This is a genomic window from Pleurocapsa sp. PCC 7327 (assembly GCF_000317025.1).
Classification (GTDB): Bacteria; Cyanobacteriota; Cyanobacteriia; order Cyanobacteriales; family Microcystaceae; genus Hydrococcus.
Genome location: NC_019689.1, coordinates 1 through 20,822 on the forward strand (window position 1 = coordinate 1; position 20,822 = coordinate 20,822).

Annotated in this window: 20 protein-coding genes and 1 tRNA gene; 11 read left to right on the forward strand and 10 right to left on the reverse strand. The window is 46.2% G+C overall.

The window, feature by feature from the left end; all coding sequences use genetic code 11:
• Window positions 1-103 precede the first annotated feature (103 nt).
• The 3 genes from dnaA (at window position 104) to dnaN (ending at window position 3,786) form a co-directional block, all read left to right on the forward strand.
• Window positions 104-1,462 carry a chromosomal replication initiator protein DnaA gene (gene dnaA / locus PLE7327_RS00005; protein ID WP_015141802.1) on the forward strand — a complete coding sequence of 453 codons (1,359 nt, stop codon included), beginning with the start codon at window positions 104-106 and terminating at the stop codon, window positions 1,460-1,462.
• Window positions 1,463-2,125: 663 nt separating this feature from the next.
• A complete protein-coding gene (locus PLE7327_RS00015) occupies window positions 2,126-2,482 on the forward strand; it encodes a pentapeptide repeat-containing protein (RefSeq protein WP_217523277.1) in 357 nt (118 codons plus the stop codon).
• A 152-nt stretch (window positions 2,483-2,634) separates the two neighbouring features.
• Window positions 2,635-3,786 (forward strand): DNA polymerase III subunit beta, encoded by a 1,152-nt coding sequence (dnaN, locus tag PLE7327_RS00020; RefSeq protein ID WP_015141803.1) that lies wholly within the window; start codon window positions 2,635-2,637, stop codon window positions 3,784-3,786.
• 7 nt (window positions 3,787-3,793) lie between these two features.
• On the opposite strand, the gene trmB is transcribed toward dnaN, so the two are convergent.
• Window positions 3,794-4,432 carry a tRNA (guanosine(46)-N7)-methyltransferase TrmB gene (trmB, locus tag PLE7327_RS00025; RefSeq protein ID WP_015141804.1) on the reverse strand — a complete coding sequence of 213 codons (639 nt, stop codon included), beginning with the start codon at window positions 4,430-4,432 and terminating at the stop codon, window positions 3,794-3,796.
• A 117-nt stretch (window positions 4,433-4,549) separates the two neighbouring features.
• Window positions 4,550-6,976, reverse strand: a complete 2,427-nt coding sequence (locus PLE7327_RS00030; protein WP_015141805.1) for a GH116 family glycosyl hydrolase — start codon at window positions 6,974-6,976, stop codon at window positions 4,550-4,552.
• Between the two features lie 210 nt (window positions 6,977-7,186).
• Here PLE7327_RS00030 and PLE7327_RS00035 point away from each other — a divergent pair, with 210 nt between their 5' ends.
• Window positions 7,187-8,701, forward strand: coding sequence for a helicase C-terminal domain-containing protein (locus PLE7327_RS00035; protein ID WP_015141806.1), 1,515 nt, complete (start codon window positions 7,187-7,189; stop codon window positions 8,699-8,701).
• A gap of 12 nt (window positions 8,702-8,713) precedes the next feature.
• Here PLE7327_RS00035 and PLE7327_RS00040 read toward each other — a convergent pair whose 3' ends face one another.
• The 3 genes from PLE7327_RS00040 to PLE7327_RS00050 all read right to left on the reverse strand — a co-directional run bounded on the left by PLE7327_RS00040 (window position 8,714) and on the right by PLE7327_RS00050 (window position 10,311).
• Entirely contained in the window at window positions 8,714-9,481 is a 768-nt protein-coding gene (locus PLE7327_RS00040; protein ID WP_015141807.1) for a TIGR00297 family protein, read from the reverse strand.
• Between the two features lie 51 nt (window positions 9,482-9,532).
• Window positions 9,533-10,111 carry an adenylyl-sulfate kinase gene (gene cysC / locus PLE7327_RS00045; protein ID WP_256377745.1) on the reverse strand — a complete coding sequence of 193 codons (579 nt, stop codon included), beginning with the start codon at window positions 10,109-10,111 and terminating at the stop codon, window positions 9,533-9,535.
• A gap of 127 nt (window positions 10,112-10,238) precedes the next feature.
• Window positions 10,239-10,311: transfer RNA gene (locus PLE7327_RS00050), tRNA-Ala, on the reverse strand.
• A gap of 124 nt (window positions 10,312-10,435) precedes the next feature.
• Between PLE7327_RS00050 and PLE7327_RS00055 the strand changes: the two genes are divergently transcribed.
• Window positions 10,436-11,335, forward strand: coding sequence for a rhodanese-related sulfurtransferase (locus PLE7327_RS00055; RefSeq protein ID WP_015141809.1), 900 nt, complete (start codon window positions 10,436-10,438; stop codon window positions 11,333-11,335).
• Between the two features lie 235 nt (window positions 11,336-11,570).
• On the opposite strand, the gene PLE7327_RS00060 is transcribed toward PLE7327_RS00055, so the two are convergent.
• Together PLE7327_RS00060 and PLE7327_RS00065 are read right to left on the reverse strand one after the other, a co-directional pair.
• Entirely contained in the window at window positions 11,571-12,512 is a 942-nt protein-coding gene (locus PLE7327_RS00060) for an FTR1 family protein (protein ID WP_015141810.1), read from the reverse strand.
• A 32-nt stretch (window positions 12,513-12,544) separates the two neighbouring features.
• Entirely contained in the window at window positions 12,545-12,979 is a 435-nt protein-coding gene (locus PLE7327_RS00065; RefSeq protein ID WP_015141811.1) for a bacterioferritin, read from the reverse strand.
• A 192-nt stretch (window positions 12,980-13,171) separates the two neighbouring features.
• Between PLE7327_RS00065 and PLE7327_RS00070 the strand changes: the two genes are divergently transcribed.
• From PLE7327_RS00070 to PLE7327_RS00090, 5 genes are all read left to right on the forward strand, one after another.
• Window positions 13,172-13,927 (forward strand): energy-coupling factor ABC transporter permease, encoded by a 756-nt coding sequence (locus PLE7327_RS00070; RefSeq protein ID WP_015141812.1) that lies wholly within the window; start codon window positions 13,172-13,174, stop codon window positions 13,925-13,927.
• A gap of 18 nt (window positions 13,928-13,945) precedes the next feature.
• Window positions 13,946-14,314: a PDGLE domain-containing protein gene (locus PLE7327_RS00075; protein WP_015141813.1), complete on the forward strand. Its 369-nt coding sequence runs from the start codon at window positions 13,946-13,948 to the stop codon at window positions 14,312-14,314.
• 5 nt (window positions 14,315-14,319) lie between these two features.
• Window positions 14,320-15,096, forward strand: a complete 777-nt coding sequence (cbiQ, locus tag PLE7327_RS00080; protein ID WP_015141814.1) for a cobalt ECF transporter T component CbiQ — start codon at window positions 14,320-14,322, stop codon at window positions 15,094-15,096.
• 785 nt (window positions 15,097-15,881) lie between these two features.
• Window positions 15,882-16,652, forward strand: coding sequence for an energy-coupling factor ABC transporter ATP-binding protein (locus PLE7327_RS00085; RefSeq protein ID WP_015141815.1), 771 nt, complete (start codon window positions 15,882-15,884; stop codon window positions 16,650-16,652).
• A gap of 234 nt (window positions 16,653-16,886) precedes the next feature.
• A complete protein-coding gene (locus PLE7327_RS00090; protein WP_254658054.1) occupies window positions 16,887-17,270 on the forward strand; it encodes a class I SAM-dependent methyltransferase in 384 nt (127 codons plus the stop codon).
• Here PLE7327_RS00090 and PLE7327_RS00095 read toward each other — a convergent pair.
• The 3 genes from PLE7327_RS00095 to PLE7327_RS00105 all read right to left on the reverse strand — a co-directional run bounded on the left by PLE7327_RS00095 (window position 17,252) and on the right by PLE7327_RS00105 (window position 19,913).
• A complete protein-coding gene (locus tag PLE7327_RS00095; protein ID WP_144266162.1) occupies window positions 17,252-18,100 on the reverse strand; it encodes a DUF3445 domain-containing protein in 849 nt (282 codons plus the stop codon). The genes PLE7327_RS00090 and PLE7327_RS00095 overlap by 19 nt on opposite strands.
• A 132-nt stretch (window positions 18,101-18,232) precedes the next feature.
• Entirely contained in the window at window positions 18,233-19,204 is a 972-nt protein-coding gene (locus PLE7327_RS00100; RefSeq protein WP_015141818.1) for a carbohydrate kinase, read from the reverse strand.
• Between the two features lie 124 nt (window positions 19,205-19,328).
• Window positions 19,329-19,913 (reverse strand): GNAT family N-acetyltransferase, encoded by a 585-nt coding sequence (locus PLE7327_RS00105; protein ID WP_015141819.1) that lies wholly within the window; start codon window positions 19,911-19,913, stop codon window positions 19,329-19,331.
• A 178-nt stretch (window positions 19,914-20,091) separates the two neighbouring features.
• Between PLE7327_RS00105 and hoxU the strand changes: the two genes are divergently transcribed.
• Window positions 20,092-20,820 (forward strand): bidirectional hydrogenase complex protein HoxU, encoded by a 729-nt coding sequence (hoxU, locus tag PLE7327_RS00110; RefSeq protein WP_015141820.1) that lies wholly within the window; start codon window positions 20,092-20,094, stop codon window positions 20,818-20,820.
• Window positions 20,821-20,822 lie beyond the last annotated feature (2 nt).

The following is a 20,822-nucleotide window of genomic DNA, read 5'->3' on the forward strand; positions in this document are numbered from 1 at the left end:
ATTTCTTTAATCAATCGGACTTAAAAATAGATAATACTATTCTCTTCTAGATATCGCTAAACTATAAGTTTCTAGTCACCGATCGCAGATCGATTTCGTGTAAATGTCCCCACAACAACTCTGGAATCAAGTTCTAGAAAGACTTCAGCTACAACTAACTCGTCCCGCTTTTGAGACCTGGATTAAGACGGCGACAGTCCAAGAGTTAACAGACAAATGTTTGGTTATTAGAGCTGCCAACCCTTTTATTCTCAATCACCTACAAAAAAACTATCTCAAAACCATTGCCGATACGGTACGGGAAATTCTCGGCTATCCGATAGAAATTCAACTCACAGCCGCCCAAGGAGAAAATCTCGCGATTGTTGGCGATCCCGATGCTTCTCGCTTGATGCTTGAGCCAGTAGTAGATAGTTTAGCGAGCGATCGCCCGAAGCCGACCAAATTAAACCCAAAATATACCTTTTCTCGCTACGTAGTCGGACCGACCAATCGTATGGCACACGCGGCTTCGCTGGCGGTTGCCGAATCTCCCGGACGAGAGTTCAATCCTCTGTTTCTCTGCGGCGGCGTTGGTTTGGGAAAAACTCATCTCATGCAAGCGATCGCCCATTATCGTCTGGAAATACACCCGAATTCCAAAATTTTCTACGTTTCTACCGAACAGTTTACTAACGACCTGATTAGTGCCATTCGTCAAGATAGCATGCAGAGCTTTCGAGAGCATTATCGCACGGCCGACGTGCTCTTGGTCGATGATATTCAGTTTATCGAAGGTAAAGAATACACCCAAGAAGAATTTTTCCACACCTTTAACACCTTACACGAAGCCGGAAAGCAAGTTGTCTTGGCAAGCGATCGCCCGCCCAAACGGATCCCCAGCTTGCAGGATCGCCTTATTTCTCGCTTCTCGATGGGGTTGATTGCCGATATTCAAGTCCCCGACTTAGAAACGCGGATGGCAATTTTGCAGAAAAAAGCCGAATACGAACATATGCGCCTGCCGCGAGAGGTCATCGAATATATCGCCGCTAACTACACTTCCAACATTCGGGAATTAGAGGGGGCGCTAATTCGTGCCATTACCTACATTTCCATTTCGGGTTTGCCGATGACGGTGGAAAACCTTGCCCCAGTTCTCAATCCGCCCATGGAAAGGGCGGCAGCTTCTCCAGAAAGCATCTTGAATGCGGTAGCCGAGACGTTTAAAGTCTCGATTGAGGACTTGAAAGGAAATTCTCGACGGCGGGAAATCAGTATCGCCAGACAAATCGGCATGTATCTGATGCGCCAGCATACCGATCTGAGTTTGCCCAGAATTGGCGAAGAATTCGGTGGCAAAGACCATACAACCGTTATGTACAGTTGCGAGAAAATCGGTCAGCTACGGCAACAAGACCCCCAACTCAGTCAAACCCTGTCTCAATTGCTCGATCGCATTAACCTAGATAACAAAAGTTAAACTTAGCAAACATTCGCTATACTGAATTAAAGGGATAAAATATCAGAACTTAACCTTAAAATTAAAATATATGCTAAAATCGCGACCTTTATGCGTTGTTCTATACCCTGAACTCTAAATACCTTGTTATATACTGCTAATTAGCCATCAAAACCCAGACCGATAGAAAATCTCTTTCTTTATACTCATTTCAAAAATGCTTGCAAGATCCAATCCGGGTATCGGTATTCGTTGAGAGGCAGAAAGTGACTAGCTGGGAAAGCCGCTTAGCCGATTTGCCAAGCTTTTTGGCTAAGCGAAAAAAGTTTTTAATCTATCTTTCGATCGCGCTTTTGGCTCTTTGGGTATGTTCTAAGCTTTGGCTTTTACTGGTTCAATTAGGGGACGCGAGCGTTAATCTCTGGAATCAGCTGTCGGATAAAGAAACTAAACTCAACTTTCTCCTAGAGGGAATTCAATTCATAACGATATTTTTTTGAGCGCGATCGCAATAGTTTTTGTAGGCGTTGCCCTATATTTTAACATTAAAATTGCTTACAAGAATACCAACAATCGCTCGATCGAGAAGACGAGTTACCAGAAATTGCCATAGACGTTCAAGCAGCGCTTACTGTCATTGGACGGCGTAATTTCGCGCAAGATCCAGAAGGAAAATACTTGAATTTGAGTTTTACCTACCCGATCGGATCCGACCTCAGCAGGGCAAGGCTTTGCCGAACTGACCTTAGTAGAGCCTACCTCAGCGGTGCTAACTTCAGTAGAGCCGATCTCTGGAAGGCTAACCTCCGTAGAGCCGATCTCTGGAAAGCCGACCTCATCAGAGCCAACCTGAGAGAAGCCGATCTCAGAGAGGCAGATCTCTGGAAAGCCAACCTCAATGGAGCTACTCTCAACGGAGCCACTCTTCTTAGCGGAGCTGACTTGAGTGGAGCCAAAAACTTAACGCCAGAACAGGTCAAATCGGCACAAGATTGGAGGGGGACTAAATATGACGAGGAATTTCACCAGCAACTCGAATAAGTATATATACTCTGTGGAAAACTAGACGGGATTTTCCACAAGTTTTCCACAGGATAAAAACCGGAAAAAGAATGGTTGAATGGACAAAGAAAGATCCCTCGCGATCGCGTATAGTACTATCGTTCTAAATTAAAGCTCGATTCTGATTACCGATGAAATTTACTTGCTCTCAAAGCGACCTGAACGCTAATTTATCCCTGGTCAGTCGTGCCGTTCCTTCTCGTCCTACCTATCCCGTCTTAGGTAACGTTCTCTTCGTCGCAGATGCGCAAGGGAAACGAGTCAGTTTAACTGCCTTCGATAGTCGCCTCGGCATTCGTACCAATTTTAGTGCCGAAGTGAGCGAAGGGGGAAGACTGACCTTACCCGCGAAAATCCTCAACGATATCGTAGCTCGGTTGCCAGAAGAGGAAATTACGCTGGCTGCGGAAGACGAGGAAGAAGAAAATCCGCTCGCTACCCTAACTTCTAGCTCTGGACGCTTTCAAATCAGGGGCATGAGTGCGACGGAATTTCCTGAATTGCCGAAGGTAGAAGAGGGAGAAGGAATCGTACTACCCGTATCGGCTTTGAGCGACGGGTTAAAAGGTACGTTGTTTGCTGCTAGCACCGATGAAACCAAGCAAGTTTTGACTGGAGTGCATTTAGCTGGCTCTCAAGATAGTTTAGAATTTGCGGCAACCGACGGACATCGCTTGGCAGTGGTGGAAACTCCATTGGAAAATACAGAAGTGGGCGATCGCGCCTCAGACAATTTTGCGGTTACCATTGCTGCTAGAGCTTTACGAGAATTAGAACGGATGCTAGCAACGGCTCAAGCGACTGATTCTGTCGCCTTGTATGTCGATGAAAGTCAAACTATCTTTGAGTTGGGCGATCGCCGTTTAACCAGTCTGAAATTAGAAGGAGCTTATCCTGCTTATCAACAACTCATTCCCCGACAATTTTCCAGAACGGTGACGGTAGAACGCAAGCGACTGATTGGGAGTTTAGAACGAGTTGCCGTACTAGCCGATCAAAAAAATAATTTGGTTAAATTTACCATCGATCGCGATCGCGGACAATTATCTCTATCGGTAGAGTCTCAAGATTTGGGCAGTGCCAAGGAATCCATGAGTGCAGAAATTACTGGGGATAGCCTGGAAATTGCCTTTAATATTAAATATTTAATGGATGGATTGAAGGCATTACCCTCTTCTGATATTCAGATGCAATTAAATGAAGGCAATCAACCCGTTATTGTTACGCCGCTAGGCGGTTTAAAAATGACTTATCTAGTTATGCCCGTGCAAATCCTACGATGATCTCAATTCATTTCGCAATTTTCATTAAAACTCGATAAACGGGTTTGTTATGAGCGAGAGTGGCGATTTCTCGTTCGGTGGGAACCGGAAAGGGATTGGTTTCTAGCCAGAGTTCTGCATGCTGTTGTTGGAAGCGAGGATGGGCTAAAAAGCGATCGCGCATTTCGATAGCGACGGATTCTACATCCGATTGCAGAAAAACGATTCCCTCATCTACCAGATGAGTTGCCAGGAGATCGACTAACTCTGGCTGTACGACTCGGCGTTTCATGTGGCGTTGCTTAAACCAAGGATCGGGAAATTGAATGCTAACCCATTTTAAAGTCCCTGCTGGTAAAGATTCGAGTAAGGGAGAGAGCGAGTTATTGATATTGCAAAATAGGAAATGAAGGTTGGTCAATCCCATGCGATCGCGATGTTCGTTCGCTTCGTCTACCAGAGGTTGGCGAATTTCCACACCTAAAAAATTAATCTGCGGGTGTAGGTGTGCCATTTGCAATAAAAATTTCCCTCTCGCACAACCAATATCGAGGTGTAATGGCTGAGTCACAGAGGCATAAACTTGATGCCAATTGGGAGGTGAAATCGGAGTTTGATATTTATAACTGAGTGGGTTGACGTGTTGGCGAACGCGAACTCTTGCCAATCTTAATCCCTCCTGCTGCCTATAGCGATCCTAGATGATTTATAAGATGATTGGTAGTGCGAGTATCTGACCGTGCGCGAGCAAGATGCTCGCACTACTCACTTTTTGAAGCTAAACTTATTTGACCTCTTTAAACTCGGTCAAAACGCCATAAATTCCCCAAATCGCCATAGCGCGTAAATAATGACTCGCTCGAAAGGTTCCTACTGCTGTAATCGCTTCGGGCGTGCGGAATTGCAGCCCATTGTCGTACACTTGTCGCACGACAGTTTCTGCGAGCTTAAATGCCTCATCTTTCATTCCCATTTGCAACAGAAATGCAGCCAACCCAAAATTAATTCCCGTCCAAACTTCTAGCGGATGGGTGGCTTTAGGATCTTCTGGCGAACCATCGGGTTTGACTCCATTTGCCGCCCCGAATTTACCGTCTTGAAACTTTAAAAAACAAGCTTCATAGACTTTTTTCAAGGCAGATTCGGCATATTGCCGTTCTACGACATCTGGCAATCCTAACAGACGGGCATAAAATTGGCCGCATAGTTGATCTGCCATGACAATATCCGAACCACTTTCGCTGTCGAGATGATAATATTCTCCATTCCAGAGTTTTTCGTGATAGAGCGATCGCGCTCCTTGCAACCAATTTTGATAGGTTTGAATGGTATTTTGGAGCGATTGCGGGTAATTTTCTAGCTCTAGATCGGGATTGCTGGGCGGATTTTCGATTAAAATTTTGCCTATAGCGATCGCAGCTTCTAGTGCCGCTATCCACAATCCGCCGCAATAAGCACTAATCCCCCGCAACCGCCAATCGTCGAAGGTTTGATCGGGTGCGCCAGAATTTTCGGGAATGCCATCGCCATCGCGATCGAATTTTTTTAAATAAGCGAGGGTTTCTACGATTGATTGCCAACATTCCCACAAAAAAGCAACATCTTTCGCTCCCGTTAGCACGAAATCCCGATACACCTGCAAAACAAAATCGCTACCTAAATCCTTCCAAAGATTGCAATCTTGATAGCTAGTGTAATTAGTCTTTTCCCAAGGATGTTCGTTCGGTGCGCCCAAGTCGTGCGGCGTTGCCCCCTTAGCCTTACGTATTGCTGGCGCTTTATTATATCCAATAATTCGAGGCGTATCGTCTCCCGTCGGAATTGCCCTAGCAAACGCCTCCAACACCGCTTTATCTAAGCGCGACCAAAGCATCATCAGTCCAAACGATCCGTACAAGCGTACGTCCAGACTTTCGTACCAGCGGTAGTCCATGCATTCAAGTACCCCAAACTGTCCGATAGGATCATCTTCGGTTGCCGCCGTCCATAAAGTTCCGCCGTCGGCAAGCAAATATAGCTCGTTAAACAGCGCCATTTTGAACCAATCTGGCAAATCCTCGCGTTTGAGAATCGGCGACTGCCACTCTTTAATCCGTTCCTTCCACATATCTCCGTGCTTGAGGGCAGTACGAACTATTGCCCAAGCATTAGTTCCCGTGCGCCCAAAAAAATCGGTGTAGCGGCGACAATATTTCACCCCTTCGGCAAATTCTGTAATCGGCAAATCCCACGCCAAAATAAAGGGAATCTTGCGAGTTTTGCCGGGACGAACGGTAAAGCGAATTGCCATAGCAGCAGCAATTTGCTCTCCCGGTTCGGCAGGCGTTTCGTCTTCTGTGTCGGGTAAAGACCCGTTCGCGGCAAAGCAATCCCAGACCTCGGAACCATCACCGTTAGGATTCCAGCGACCGAGATAGGAAGCTTCTATCGTGGGATTGGTAATGCTGGCAAAACAGATTTGTCCTTCTCCCTCTCCAATCTCGTCTTCATGGAGTCGGATGCGGTTGAGCAAGCAACCAACGCGAAAATTATCGACAATCCACTGATTGAAATTCCCCGTACTGTCGCCCCAACGGGGTTGGTATTCATATTCGGGACTGCCATCATCTCGTACTTGTATGCTGGGAGACTTAATGGCATTGGAAAACCAACCGACTGTATTCTGCCAAGTCAGCATAATACTGAGGGTAATGGGTTTATCGGTTGGGTTGTGTGCCGTCCATTCAAAAATAGCAACAGGATAGCTTGTTTCCTGATAATTGCCCGCACAAATGGGAGAAAACTGCTCGCAAACGAGTTCCGATTGAAAAACTCCCTTATATTCGTACCAGCTGCGGGGGTAGAGGGCGTGGTAAGTTCCTTTTTTCTTCGGATACCATAACCATCGAGATAAAGTCCCGTCCTCTGGCGGTTCGGTACACATGGCATAAGCTTGCGCCTCTCCGCCTTCTGGTTGTTCAAAGACGCTGAATTGACAGGCAGGAAGGGAGCGAAAAACGTGTTCGCCGCCGTCGAGGTGCCAGAGGTTAAAGTCGCCTCGACTAGAACGACCGATACACCCCGCACCGAATCCGCCCAAAGGCATTCCATGCCAAGGACCATCGTCGAGATTGCTAGCGTAGCGAACGGTGTAGGGCTTGTCCCAACCTAAACCGATGGGACGTTTCCAGGCGCAAGGAGGAATTTCTGGGAGTGAGATTTGATACTGCATGAATTTTATTTTAGGTGGTGCCGTTCTATTGCGACACTTAAATTGTCAATTCCGTCTTTTGTCTCCCTGTCCCCTTATCCCCCAAGTCTCCCACACTCCCTATTCCCCGTCCTCCGACCTCTGCCCTCCGTCCTTAAAAAGCCTTCTCCAAAATTTTTTATGCTAGACTATAGCTCCTTTAGCGTTCCCTTGTGATTTGTCTATACTGCCATGGCACCACTCCTAGAGGCTGAAGTTCATTCGTCGTTACTTTCCTTTCTCCGAGGACGGGGAAAGTCAAACTGGCCTCATCATTTAACCATGGCAAGGATTATTTCTCGTGCTTTGCGACTGCAACGTTCCGCGCTCATCCAAACGGGGAGTCCCGTAACCCAATATTGTCTCAGCTATCTAACCCCCGCGCTGCTAAGCGATACTCCGGTGCTTCTGGTTGCGCCCAAATCAGTCCAACAACACTTATTACAGGTCGAAATCCCTCAACTTCAGGAATGGTTGCAAACTCACAAAGAAATTCGCACGGTCGATCGTTGGTTGGAAGGGTTTGGAGGACTGATGCTGACTTCGCCCCAAGCATGGCTGGCAGATCGCTTGGAAAATTTAGGGCGCTTTCCTCAAAATATTCTTACCGTAATCGATCGCGCCGATGACTTAGAAGAGTGGGCCAGAGAATGCCTGAGTGCCGCGATCGAAGATTGGCACTGGGGCGATCTCGTACAAAGCTATCCCCGCCACGCAGACTTCATTCGAGATGTCAGAGTCCAACTGACCAAAGCTATCTTTGCTCGCCCCAAAAATCCTTATGGTTGCTATCTCATAGAAGATGCCGAAACAGAAAGCTTGCGACGCTTATTGTCAACTTTAGCAGCGCAATCGTCTTTAATTCCCTCCTTCGAGCGATTTTGGCATCGGTGGCCAACGAAAGGACAGATGATGTGGGCATCTATCGACAGGGACAGCGGACATTTTACGCTACATGTTGCGCCTGTAGAGGTTGCTAGCGTCCTCAACCAAGTTTGGGAGCAACAGCCAGTCGTTTTAATTGGTAGTTTTTTAGATAGCGATAAAAATGCCTCCGTTTACCGCCAGCGATTGGGGTTGGGAGATCTGCTGTGCCTGAAATTCCTTCCCAACCGACAGAATGAATACATTCAATTGTACGTACCAGAACGTTTTCCTCTGCCCAATACGCCCGAATTTCAGGGGGCGCTAATGCAAGAAGTCCGCACCTTGGTAAGTTATTGCGATCGCGCCAAAAAACTCATCGTCGTGTTGGTTGAAGATGTCCCTTTAAAAGCGCGAGTGGGGGCGACTATAGCGGCTGAATTTGGCTCTAGAGTTCGAGTAGAAAAGACAGCCCCAGCAGAAAACGGCATCTTAGTGTCTGGCTGGCAATTTTGGTGCGACAATCAAGAACGATTTCCTGCTCCCCAACTTCTCATCGTTGCCACTTTACCTATTCCTTCCCTGGAAAATCCCCTCGTAGCCGGGCGAGTAGCGTACTATAAGCGTCAGCGTCAAGATTGGTTCCGTCTCTATCTTCTGCCCACGGCTTTAAGAGAAATTCAACGCGCCGTCATGCCTTTGCGGGAGTCTCAGGGAATTGTCACTCTGCTGGATAATCGGATCAATTATCGCAGTTATGGCGATCGCGTTCTGACGGCTTTGGAACCCTATGCGCGAATTAATTATCTCGATCTGAGTTGGTTCGATCCTAAATCGGTTTGAGCTAAAATCGCATTAATTAGTTTGTAGATTAATCAAAAAAATTGAAGCCATTAATATCGCCGCGATCGCGCCAATTAAAGTATTGAGAAAATTGACAACATCATGGGTCAACCAACTCAATTTAGATTCTATCGTTGCGCCGATCAGACTTTCTACACTGGTCGCGACAAAAGCAGCAACGACACACAAAGCTATCCCGATAGGATCGATCAGACCGATTCCCCAACCCAAAGTTGCGAGCGCCCCAGAGGCGACAATCCCTGCGATCGTTCCTTCTAAGCTAATTGCTCCCTCTGTTCCCCGTGCGACTGGTTGTAGGGTAGTAATCAGAAAAGTTTTTCTTCCATAGGCTTTTCCGATTTCGGTTGCCGTGGTATCGGAGAGTTTAGTCGCGAAGCTGGCAACGTAGCCTAATAATAATAGCTCTCGAATCGGCGTATCTGCAAATAAGCTTACCACAGCGCAGATTGTTCCTGTTAATGCCGAACTCCAAAGATTTCCCGATCCTCGCATGCCAGAACGTTCTTCTGCAATGCCTTCTGCTTCCTTTTGCGCCATGCCGACGTAGGTTAGACCCGAACCGACTAGGAAGTAGAACATGACAATCGCATATCCTTGCCATCCCAGCGTTCCCCAAATCAGAACGCCTAAAAACCAAGCGTTTAAATATCCAGCCGGAGTAAGTAATTTTTTGGGAGCTAGGAATGCGATCGCTAATAATACTGTATTCAGTCCAACAGCAACTAACCAGGGATTAGAAAACTCGATCGTTGAGAACATGATTCCAAAAACTGCACGGGCAAGGGGTGCCTTGCCCCTACCGACGACTGTTTATACCGTCACCGCTTTACGAAGATAGCCCATTTCTTCAAGTTTTTGCCAAACCTTAGCGAGGCTTTCTTCTATCGTTTCTTGGTCGGTGCGACATTCGACTTCGGGATTGAGGGGAGGTTCGTAAGGGTCGTCAATTCCGGTAAATGATTTAATTTCCCCATTTCTTGCCCGTTTGTACAGCCCCTTAACATCTCGATCTTCGCACACTGCCAAGGGAGCGTTAACGAATACTTCAACGAAATCTCCAATGCGTTGTTTGACCTCTTCTCGAATTTCTCGATAGGGGGAAATCGCTGAGACTAAAACTATCACTCCATGACGAGTCAGCAGGTTAGCAACAAACCCAATTCTACGAATATTTTCATCTCGATCTTCTTTCGAGAAACCTAACCCTTTAGTTAAGTTTTCGCGCACCACATCTCCGTCTAAGATTTCTACCGGATAGTCTTGTTCGCGCAGTTTCTGTTCTAATGCTCTGGTAATGGTGGTTTTGCCAGCACCACTCAAACCGGTAAACCAGATGGTTACGCCACGTTGCTTCATGCTTTCTCTTCTGTCGTATGTTCTAGGGTTGATTTAAACAAATTACCAATAGTCTAAACGTTCTCTGCCACATTTGCGAAGGGATTGCTAAAATAGACCGGGCATTCGTGTTTGCGAAAACTTGCAAGGTTTTTCGAGTATATCTAATAATGTTTTTTAATGGAGGTAAGCGGACTCGAACCGCTGACATCCTGCTTGCAAAGCAGGCGCTCTACCAACTGAGCTATACCCCCTCGCTATTTACGCACCTTTATCAGTATACACCTAAATTTCAAAAAATATCAATAGTTTTACCAAAGCGATCGCTTTAGCAACCGTCGAAGACAAACTTTACTCTCATCCAAAATCTAAAATCAAATGGCTCAAATCGTTGCTACTTTCTACAAATTTGTCAGATTGCCCGATTTCGCTGCTAAACAAGCTCCGCTGCTTGCTCATTGCCAGGCGCATGGCATTAAAGGAACGATTCTACTTGCCTTAGAAGGAATTAACGGCACGATCGCGGGTTCTCGTGAGGGCATTGATTCAACGCTCTCTTTTTTGCGCTCAGACGAGCGTTTAGCCGATTTGGAACACAAAGAATCCCAGGCTGAAACTCCTCCATTCGAGCGCATGAAAGTCCGTCTCAAGCGAGAAATCGTTACGCTGGGAGTACCGGAAGTCGATCCCAACGATCGCGTCGGCATCTATGTCAGTCCGCAGGAATGGAATTCCTTAATCTCCGATCCAGACGTTCTCGTTATCGATACTCGCAATGCCTACGAAGTTAAGATTGGTACCTTTAAAGGCGCGATCGATCCGCAAACTCGCTCGTTTCGAGAATTTCCCGAATACGTTCGCGCTCGCCTCAATCCCAGTCAGCATAAAAAAGTGGCACTTTTCTGTACGGGGGGAATTCGTTGCGAGAAAGCCTCGTCTTTTCTCCTGCAACAAGGCTTTCAGGAAGTTTATCACCTCAAAGGCGGCATTTTAAGGTATTTAGAGGAAGTTCCAGCCGAAAAGAGTTTGTGGGAGGGCGAATGTTTCGTTTTTGACGAACGCATTGCAGTGAAACACGGTTTAGAAATCGGCAGCTATGATATGTGTTGTAGCTGCGGACATCCCATCTCTGAGGAAGATAAGACATCTCCAGCTTACGAGGAGGGGATTTCTTGTCCTTACTGTATTGACAGCCTTACTGAGGAAAAGCGATCGCGCCAACAAGAAAAGCGACGGCAGATCGAACTAGCCAAGAAAGCGATCGAAAACGAGGACTGAAAAAGTAATACCATTTTGGATTTTGGCGAAGCCGCCGCACGCTCCTTGAACCTCTTCAAGGAGAACGGCGGATGAAAGGATGGGGGATTAGTTAGTGGTTAGTGGATAGTGGTTAGTAGGGGCGGTTTTATCTAGAAACGCGAGAGATTTCCCAATAGTTACTGCAAAAAACCCGCCCGTACAGTAGTAATTGGTTTTTAATTCCGACTTCCGAATTCCGACTTCCGACTTCACATTAACTTGCTTTCTCGACTGTCTTTTCAGAGTTTTTCCCTAAAACCGATCGCCCAGTTAAACTTTGAAAATAGGCTCCGCCGACAAGTCCCATAAAGAGTAAATAGGCGATCGCTTGTCCTAGATAAAGCTTTTGCCGGTAGCCAAACAAGGATTTGAGGATAATCCCTGGAAACTCGCGATCGGGAAGAAATTCTGAAGTGTCCCAAACCAGCGGTCCCAAAAGACAAGACTCTCCGGGTACAATACACCAATTAGCGAAGCGCCAATCTATTTGCATCAGTAGCGCTACTGACGCATCGACGTGCTTGAGCATGCCAATAACCAAACCGCCGACAATTAACAACAGTAAAATTCCCATCACCTGAAAAAATAGGCGAATGTTAATCTTAACTCCCCATTTAAACAATAATATGCCCAGTCCGGCAGCGACTAGCAATCCAGTTATGGCTCCCGTGGCAGGCAGAATAAATCCTTCCTGAAACTTAGCAAGAATAAATAAAACAGTTTCAAAACCTTCTCGTAAGACGGCAATAAAAACGAGAAGAAAAATTGCCTTTCCGGCGCTATCATTTTGTGCTAAAGCTGTCTGAATTGCGCCTTCGACATCAGATTTAACTGACTTAGCTTGTTGCGTCATCCAAATCAGCATCCAACTGAGCATCGCGATCGCAACCAGACCAAAAACACCTGCTAAAACTTCTCTAATGACTGGCGTGTAAGGACTTTGATGGGAATTTATTTCCTGAAGCACTCCCGCTAGAAGAAATCCTACCATGACGCTTGCCACCATTCCTCCGCCGATGCCTTGATATACCCAGCGATTGAGTTGAGTCTGATGCGCTTTACTCAAACAAGCTAGAACGATTCCCACTACTAAAGCAGCTTCAAACCCTTCTCGCAACGTGACAACAAAGGTCGGCAAGGCAGCACTTAAATTCATCATTCAGTTAGCCGTCAGCATTCTGACTTTAATTATACAAAATCGCGCAACATTTTTCTGATTTCAATATTGTGCAATTCTTCTTGCCCAATCATTCCTCTAGCAAATTCTTCTAAATAAATACTGGCATTTTCTACCGTATCTAATAAGTCTTTATACAATTCCAGAGATTTCTTTTCATGATTGAGGCTCTCTGTTAAAATCGTCTGCAAACTGTGTTCGTAACTTTCTTCAATGGGAGCAATTTTGAGACTGGGATGTCCTTCTAACCCGGTTAAAATTTCTCCTACCTGTTGTGCATGAAGCAGAGATTCATTCGCTTGCTGTTGAAAAAATTGCACGATCGGGATGCGATTGGGACCCGTCACCATTAAAGAGTAGTGCGTATAGCGGACGACGCCAGCCAATTCAAATTCCATAATTCTGTTGAGTGCTTGAATAGTTTTTTCCCGATCCAGATCTCTCATGCGTTGTGTTTTGAAAAAACGTTTTTATCTATAGTAATCCTTATTATTAATTACTAACACGAAAGTCCCTGCCTTTGAAAAGCAAAAATCTGTAATGAATCTAAAGATGTTCTAAAAATCCTCTCTAGGGGGATTGATAAAGCTTTACAAAAGTGAGAAGACTAAAAATAAAAGGCTTTGCAATCTCTGACTATGGCTATAGCCAATCTATTTTCTCAGGTGTTGTCTTCAAGTTGGTTGCACTGGGCGCTACAGCCTCATTTAGCCCTGCACATTCCGGATGGCTTTTTGAGTTTACCAATCAGCCTCTTGACCTGGATCGTTTCCATCGGTCTAATCGCGATCGCACTCAAGCAAGTGCAAGCTGACTATCAAGAACGGGCAGTTCCCTTAATGGGCGTTTGTGCGGCATTTATTTTCGCTGCCCAAATGATTAATTTCCCCATTCCTGGCGGTACGTCGGGTCACCTATTGGGCGGCACTCTAGCTGGCGCGTTACTCGGTCCTTGGGCGGGAACTCTAGTTATGTCAGTTGTATTTATCGTCCAAGCGGTTCTATTTCAAGACGGCGGGCTGACAGTGCTGGGCGCTAATATTTTCAACATGGGTTTGGTTGGCACCTTTGGCGGTTACTATCTCTATAAAGCGATCCGTTTTGCCATCGGTCGCAACAGTTGGCGGGGAATGTTAGTGGGAATAGCGGTAGCAAGCTGGGCAAGCGTGGTCGTTGCTGCTGCGATTGCGTCATTCCAACTCGCTTTATCGGGAACCGTGCCTTTAGCAGTTGCCTTGGCTGCTATGATGTCTTGGCACGTGGTAATCGGTATTGGAGAAGCTTTGATTACAGTAGTGGCAGTAAGTTTTGTCTGGCGATCGCGTCCCGATCTATTTTACGATCCACCTCGTCGAACCCAGCAATCGTTATCTCGTCCTTACTCGCTCCATTAATTTCAGGATTAGCTCTCTATGGCAAATAATTTTCAACGAAAACGCAATCGAGCCTTTGTTATTGCTGGTTTGGGAATTGCTTTGCTGGTAGCAGTTTTCCTATCGCCCTTCGCCAGTTCCGATCCCGATGGCTTAGATCGCGTTTCTCAAGATTTAAAATTCGATCGCAAAGCCACTGAAGATGCTCCCGCCCGTAAGTTGCCTTTTTATGCCATTTTTGAAGAATATGCCCTCAGAGGCGTGCCGGAAGGAGTCGCAACTTCTTTGGCTGGGTTGGTAGGAACCTTAGTTACCTTTGGCTTGGCTTGGGGAGTGGGCAAGTTGGTAGTTCGTCGTTCTGCCCCAACCAATACTCTAGACGAACCTTCCCCATCTCCAGAGGATTGAGAGCAATGATCCTCCTGCACGTCGTTGCTTTTCGCCTCGACACTGATAGCCATCAGCATACGCCTTGGCATTCGCTAGCCCCTCAGACGCGATTGCTGTGCGTCCTGCTAAGCGTTTTTGCCATTGCCCTTACCCCTAACGGACGTTGGTGGACGTGGGCGATTTATGGCATTGGCATATGGGGACTCATCTTAGTGAGTCAAGTGACCTTAGTGGCATTACTCAAGCGAGTTGCCGTCGAGTTTGCCTTTGTCGTCGTCGTTTTATTGGGAACGCTGTTTCGCGGTGGCGGCAGCGTAATCTGGTCTTGGGGATCTTTGCAGATTACCACAGTCGGGCTGACGGTTTTGGGAAGCGTCACTCTTAAGGTATTGCTATCTTTATTGATACTCAATGTTCTAATTCTGACAACTTCTATTCCAGATCTTCTCCAAGCTTTTATTGCCTTGCGAATGCCGCCTTTGCTGGTGGCGATTATGGCATCGATGTATCGCTACTTGGGCGTTTTAATTACCGAATTTAACACCATGCGTCAGGCTGCGATCGCGCGAAATTTAATGGCAAATAATTCGGCGACTCGCTTGGTTATCGGTCATATTCTCGGTTCTCTCTTTATCCGTACCTACGAACGGGGAGAACGAATTTATCAGGCAATGCTGGCACGCGGCTATCAAGGATTATCGACAACTGAAACACTGTTGCCGCTGAGGAAATGGGATTTTCTAGCTTTGATTTTTACTGGGATTCTGGTAATTTGCGGGCAAATTTTTTATTTAAACTGATCGAAAAATTTAATTTATCAGCTTTGCCGATTGTTGCCGCATTACTCTAAAAAAATCTTGTCGATAGAATCGAGCGATCTCTGCAAAATGGCAATATCTGTTTCTGTCTTTTTATAGATTGTCCCAAAAGTAGAGAATGTCATGTTGAGCGGAGCGATCGCGAAGCGAAACATCTTCTACCAATTCGCCGATGCTCCTCCACTTTGTGGAAGTCCGCGTCGGTTGGCAATTATCAGTTCGCAATTGGGAATAGAGATGGATTCTAGCTAGGAATTCAATGTTTTTAGATTTTAATGGCGAATGGCGAATTATCAATTAGTCAGCCGCTCTGGGTGTAAGGCTTTTTCCTCGATCGTCTGTAGCGTTCTTGTTTAGAGATAGTCTTATAGCAGTTTTTAGTTAGATGAGAGACCAAATTTGTCGATTTGGTTCGGCTATAGCCTCTATAGAAGTCTTAAAATATTGGACAATTCATTCAAATATTTTTCATCTTAGGCAGCTAGAATAAAATAGTCCTGTCTTTGAAAGATTTTTTTAGATGATTAACTATTCCAAAAACGATATTTAAAATTCAAGATAACATCTTAAAAAGTTAATCCTGTCAGGCTACTTCGCTTTAATTTAGAATTCTGGATGATTTGATTAGAACGAGATATTTTGTTTTGCTAAACAAAGCATTTTTTGATATAAAAAACTCAATTACGACTAAAATTAAAAGTAAAATTAATGATTTTACTTGAAATTTCTCGGTGAATTCTAGTCAATTTACTTTGGCATTCCCAACAATGCACCACAATCCAATCTCAATTGAAAACCTGAGCTATACCTATCCTGATGGAACTCAAGCGCTTAAAAACATTAATTTGTCAATTCAAGCCAACGAACGAGTAGCATTAATCGGTGCTAATGGTTCGGGAAAATCTACTTTGCAACTACAATTAAATGGAATTTTATTACCCCAACAAGGACGGGTGAAGATCGGCAAGTGGCAGGTAAATGCTGAGAATTTGACCAAAATTCGGAACTTTGTGGGGCTAGTCTTTCAAAATCCCGACGATCAGCTATTTATGACAACTGTGTGGGAAGATGTGGCATTTGGTCCAAAAAATCAAGGCGTGCGGGGGACAGAATTGCGAGAGCGAGTCAGAGAAGCGATGGCAGCTGTTGATTTAGATATAAACGACTACGGACGCAAAAATCCAGATAATTTATCGGGAGGAGAAAAAAAACGAGTTGCGATCGCGGGCGTATTAGCGATGCAGCCCCAAGTGTTAGTCTTAGACGAACCCTCAGCTCAACTCGATCCCCGTTCTCGCCGACAATTGATTAACTTGTTGCAAAATTTATCGCTGACTCAACTAATTGCGACGCACGATTTGGATTTAGCATTAGAGTTGTGCGATCGCACGGTCGTGTTAAGTCGAGGGCAAGTTGTCTATGACGGCAGCACCGAACGAGTCATGAGCAACCCGGACTTTTTAGGGCAACACTCCCTAGAATCCCCCCTCAGTTACAGTCGCCCCTACTGCAATCTAGCAGATGCCCCCACGGTATAATAACCAACCATCATCGTAATGAGGTATTGAAGGATGCTAGGCAGAAGGAAAAAGCTACTCAAACCCATATACTCCAAGCTAATGAACGTATCTCCTTCACTCTATTTCTTGCTCGAATACGGAAGAGCTGCAAAAAAATTGCATCCTGTCGCTGGGCAAAGAGACAAATTATTCGACGAATTCATTAAGAGCTGTCAAGATAAGAAATGCCTACAAATCGGCGTTAAAGAGAGCATGGGGAAGAAATTTGGTCCGAATTGGATTAGTGTCGATAAGTACGACAAGCGCGAATTTATTGATTATCACTATGATATTCACGATTTGAAGTTTGAGGATGAGAGTTTTGATGCGGCTGTTTGCTGGTCTATTCTAGAGCACGTTCCCTATCCACAAAAAGCGATCGCCGAATTACACAGAGTCCTCAAGCCCAACGGGAAAATTTGGGTGCAGTTGCCCTTTCACTATCCTTTCCATGAGGAACCTAAAGACTATTGGCGCGTTACCCCCGATGGCTTGAGAATATGGCTCGAAGATTTCGATGAAATTGCCTGCGGATGCGATTTTTGGGCAAAGACTCCCACGATCGCAGCTACCTATTTCTATGGCACGAAGCGGTAGATTTTGCCCAAATAATCGAGCAGCACCTCTCGCACGGGAAGTATATCCTTGTAACGCTGCATTGCTAGCGGCATTTGTTGAATGGCTGCCGACAAATTTTGCGCGATCGCCGGATAACTTTCTAAGATTGAAAGTGGATAAATGTAAGTCCGAATGGTAAAGAGAACGCAATTGCTCGTTTCGAGCCGTCGCACGGTTTGACGTTCCACTCTCAGCCAGAGTTTCTCTCCTAGACGATCGACTGTAAAGGGTGCATCCGAGCGACGGGGATTTCTAGGGCGTGTCAAAGACAGATCTGGCGTATCGACAATTCCCCAATTCAAGCGATATCCGGGGCTATCTGTTTTTAGGCGCATGAAAAAATTGTTGACTGGCTCTTCGAGCTTTTGGGCATATTCGGGAACGGGTTGATGGATTCGAGCGAGCGGCTGCCCCAGCTTATCTTGCAATCGCCAATGGAAAGGAAAACAAACGGATGCAGCAACTAAAATATATCCATCAGGGCTGGGTTGCATCAGACATAAATCCTCTTGCACCAATCGTCCTGCCAGATCGAGGGGATTTGTCTCAAAATCGGCAACGTTCCAGCTTTGCTGCGCGAGCAAACTTTCGATCCGATCGCCTTGGCGCTGATAATGGCTGGGAAAGTGTTTGGGGAGATAATCTAGTAATAAGTTTAGAACTTCTTTTTGCGATCGCTCGCTGCCTGGAAGACTGGCAAAGACTTCGCGATAGTGATGCTCTAAAAGCTCTTGTTTGCGTGCGAGATAAGCAGTAAACCGCTCGTCAATTTCAATCCAGTCTTTAAGTTTGAGAGGTTTTAAGCTCATCTTCATGCGCCATCGACTATCCGCGAACGGTAGATAGATTCGTTGGTTCATTAGACCTCTTGTATATGCTGCTTTAGTCTCAACTAGAGCTTAGAAATTCATTTCCAAGCTTGCCGCCACAGTCTACTTATATCATTGCTGGCTTAAGAATTCCTCGACTTCTGCTGCGGTTGGTTGTGCCGCGATCGCGCCCGGTTTGGTTGTCGTCAGCGCCCCTACCGCACTAGCATAGGTAACGGCTTCCTTTGCCATTTCTGGATTCTGAAAAATCTGCTCTCCCTGCTGGCAGCACCGATGCAAGAAACCAGCCACAAAGCCATCGCCAGCCCCCGTCGTGTCGATTACGTTTACCTTAAACACGGGTAAAGTTCCCGAACTATTGCCCAAACTGTAGCTACAGCCGCGTTCTCCTGCCGTTACTAATACTCCCTTGACAGTCTCTACTCGTTGGGCAATTTCTTTAGGATTCTCGGTCTCGAATAGCCATTGCGCCTCATCATCAGAGCATTTAATCAGATCTGCTTGCTTGACTACCTCCCAAATGAGAGAGGGAGCTGCTTCTACATCTAACCAAAAGACGGGTCGCCAGTTAATATCTACGAAAACTTTAACCTGATGTTGTTTAGCTAATTCTAGGGCGCGATAGATTGCTTGTCGGCTTTCGGGATAGGCAAGCTCTAGCGTTCCCATCACCAAATAATCTGCCCCGGCGAATAACGCCTCTGGCAAGCGATCGGCAGCTAGACGGGTATCGGCAAACTCGGTCGTTGCGATGTCGCCAAATCCGGCAAAATGCCGCTCTCCTGCTTGCGAGCGAGTTACGTATACTTGTCGGGTCGGTGCGGTGGGATGGCGTTGGACTCCCGTTGTATCTACTCCAGTGCTTTCCAATAACGCTACCAAGTCGTCTCCGGCTTTATCTCGACCGACACAGCCGATAAAACCCGCTGTCGTTCCCAGTTTCACCAGCCCGCAGGCTACGTTAGCTGGCGCTCCGCCGGGATAAGGAGTCCAGGATTCAACTCGTTCTAGTTCTCGACCGGGTTGGTCGGCGAGACAGTCGAAGAGAATTTCACCCAAACAAAGTACGCGAGAAGAAATCATATCAGCTATCAGTGTCTACATTAGTTACTGGGAGTTGTAGGGGCGGTTTTTTAGATTCGCTGTTGCTAAGTTCCTAGATTTTTTAGATCGACCCGCCCGTACAGAAGTTTAAATTCGACCTTGGTCAAACTGCTCGATTCATTAGAGTAGTGCCGCCAGTATGCTTTAGGCGAGGATGGGGTAGGAGATCGGCACCGCCGATTTCTTGAAATCCATGATGCAAATAGAAACGACGCGCGATCGCATTATCCGCCCAAACATGCAAGCTGAGGCGATGAAATCCCTGGCTGCGGGCACGTTCTAATGCCCAGTCGAGCAAGCGACTGCCAATCCCTTGGTTTCGATGGGGCAAGTCAACGGCGATACTGCCAAGAAACATGCTTCCCCAGTCCTGAACTTCGTTAAAATCAGTAATATATGCCAATCGCTCGCCAGAAAACAGCCTCAGATCTTCATCTTTGAGGGCATCAACTGGAAAAATGTTAATAGCACCGATGATTTTGTCATTGTGTTTGGCAACGTAACAGTTTTTGTGCGATCGCAATCCTTCTGGTGAAGCAACCGCTTGTGCGAGCAGTTGCTTGGCTGAAAAACCGGGCACTAGGTCATCAAGTATAAACTCAAAGAAACTATCCCCTGCCATCAAAAGATAATCGGCAATAATCTTGCTATCGCACGAATTAGCGCCTCGATAGATAATCTCTTTCATTTTGGTCGCTGCTTAGCTAGGTTGTCCGAATTCTAGCTCGAACGTTCTGAATTGGCTAAGCTTCTCTCCTCACAAGTTCCTCAAACTTTTGACCTAAAAATCTTAATAGGGAGAGAAACTGCCTGTCCAGGGCAATAGCGGAGAAAGAGAATGAGATCGCCATCGGAGGGCAAGAATTATGGCAGTCAAAACATTAACGATCGACGATCGATTAGTCAGCGCCCAGGAAGAACAAACCGTTTTAGAAGCAGCCGAGGATGCGGGAATTCGCATTCCGACGCTATGCTACCTAGAAGGTGTGTCTAGGATGGGTGCCTGTCGGCTGTGCTTGGTAGAAATCGCTGGCAGCAATAAACTTCAGCCGGCTTGCGTGACGAAAGTGGGTGAAGGAATGGAGGTGCAGACAAACACAAAACGCCTTCAGAAATACCGCCGCACCATCGTAGAGATGCTATTTGCCGAAGGGAATCACATCTGTTCCGTCTGCGTTGCTAATGGCAATTGCGAATTGCAAGATTTGGCGATTGAAATGGGCGTAGACCACATCGATTTGGAATATCATTATCCCGATCGCAAGGTAGATGTTTCTCACCCTCGCTTTGGCATCGATCGCAACCGTTGCGTTCTCTGCACTCGCTGTATCCGCGTTTGCGACGAAATCGAAGGCGCTCATACCTGGGATATGGCAGGAAGAGGAACCAATTCTTTTGTGATTACCGATCTGAATCAACCTTGGGGTACCTCTCAAAGCTGCACTTCCTGCGGCAAATGCTTGATGGCTTGTCCGACAGGAGCGATTTTCCCCCAAGGTGCGGGTGTCGGCGAAATGCAACGCGATCGCACTAAACTCGAATTTCTAACCAACGCCAGGAAGAAGCAGGAATGGATTCTACCAGACGAGCAATGAGG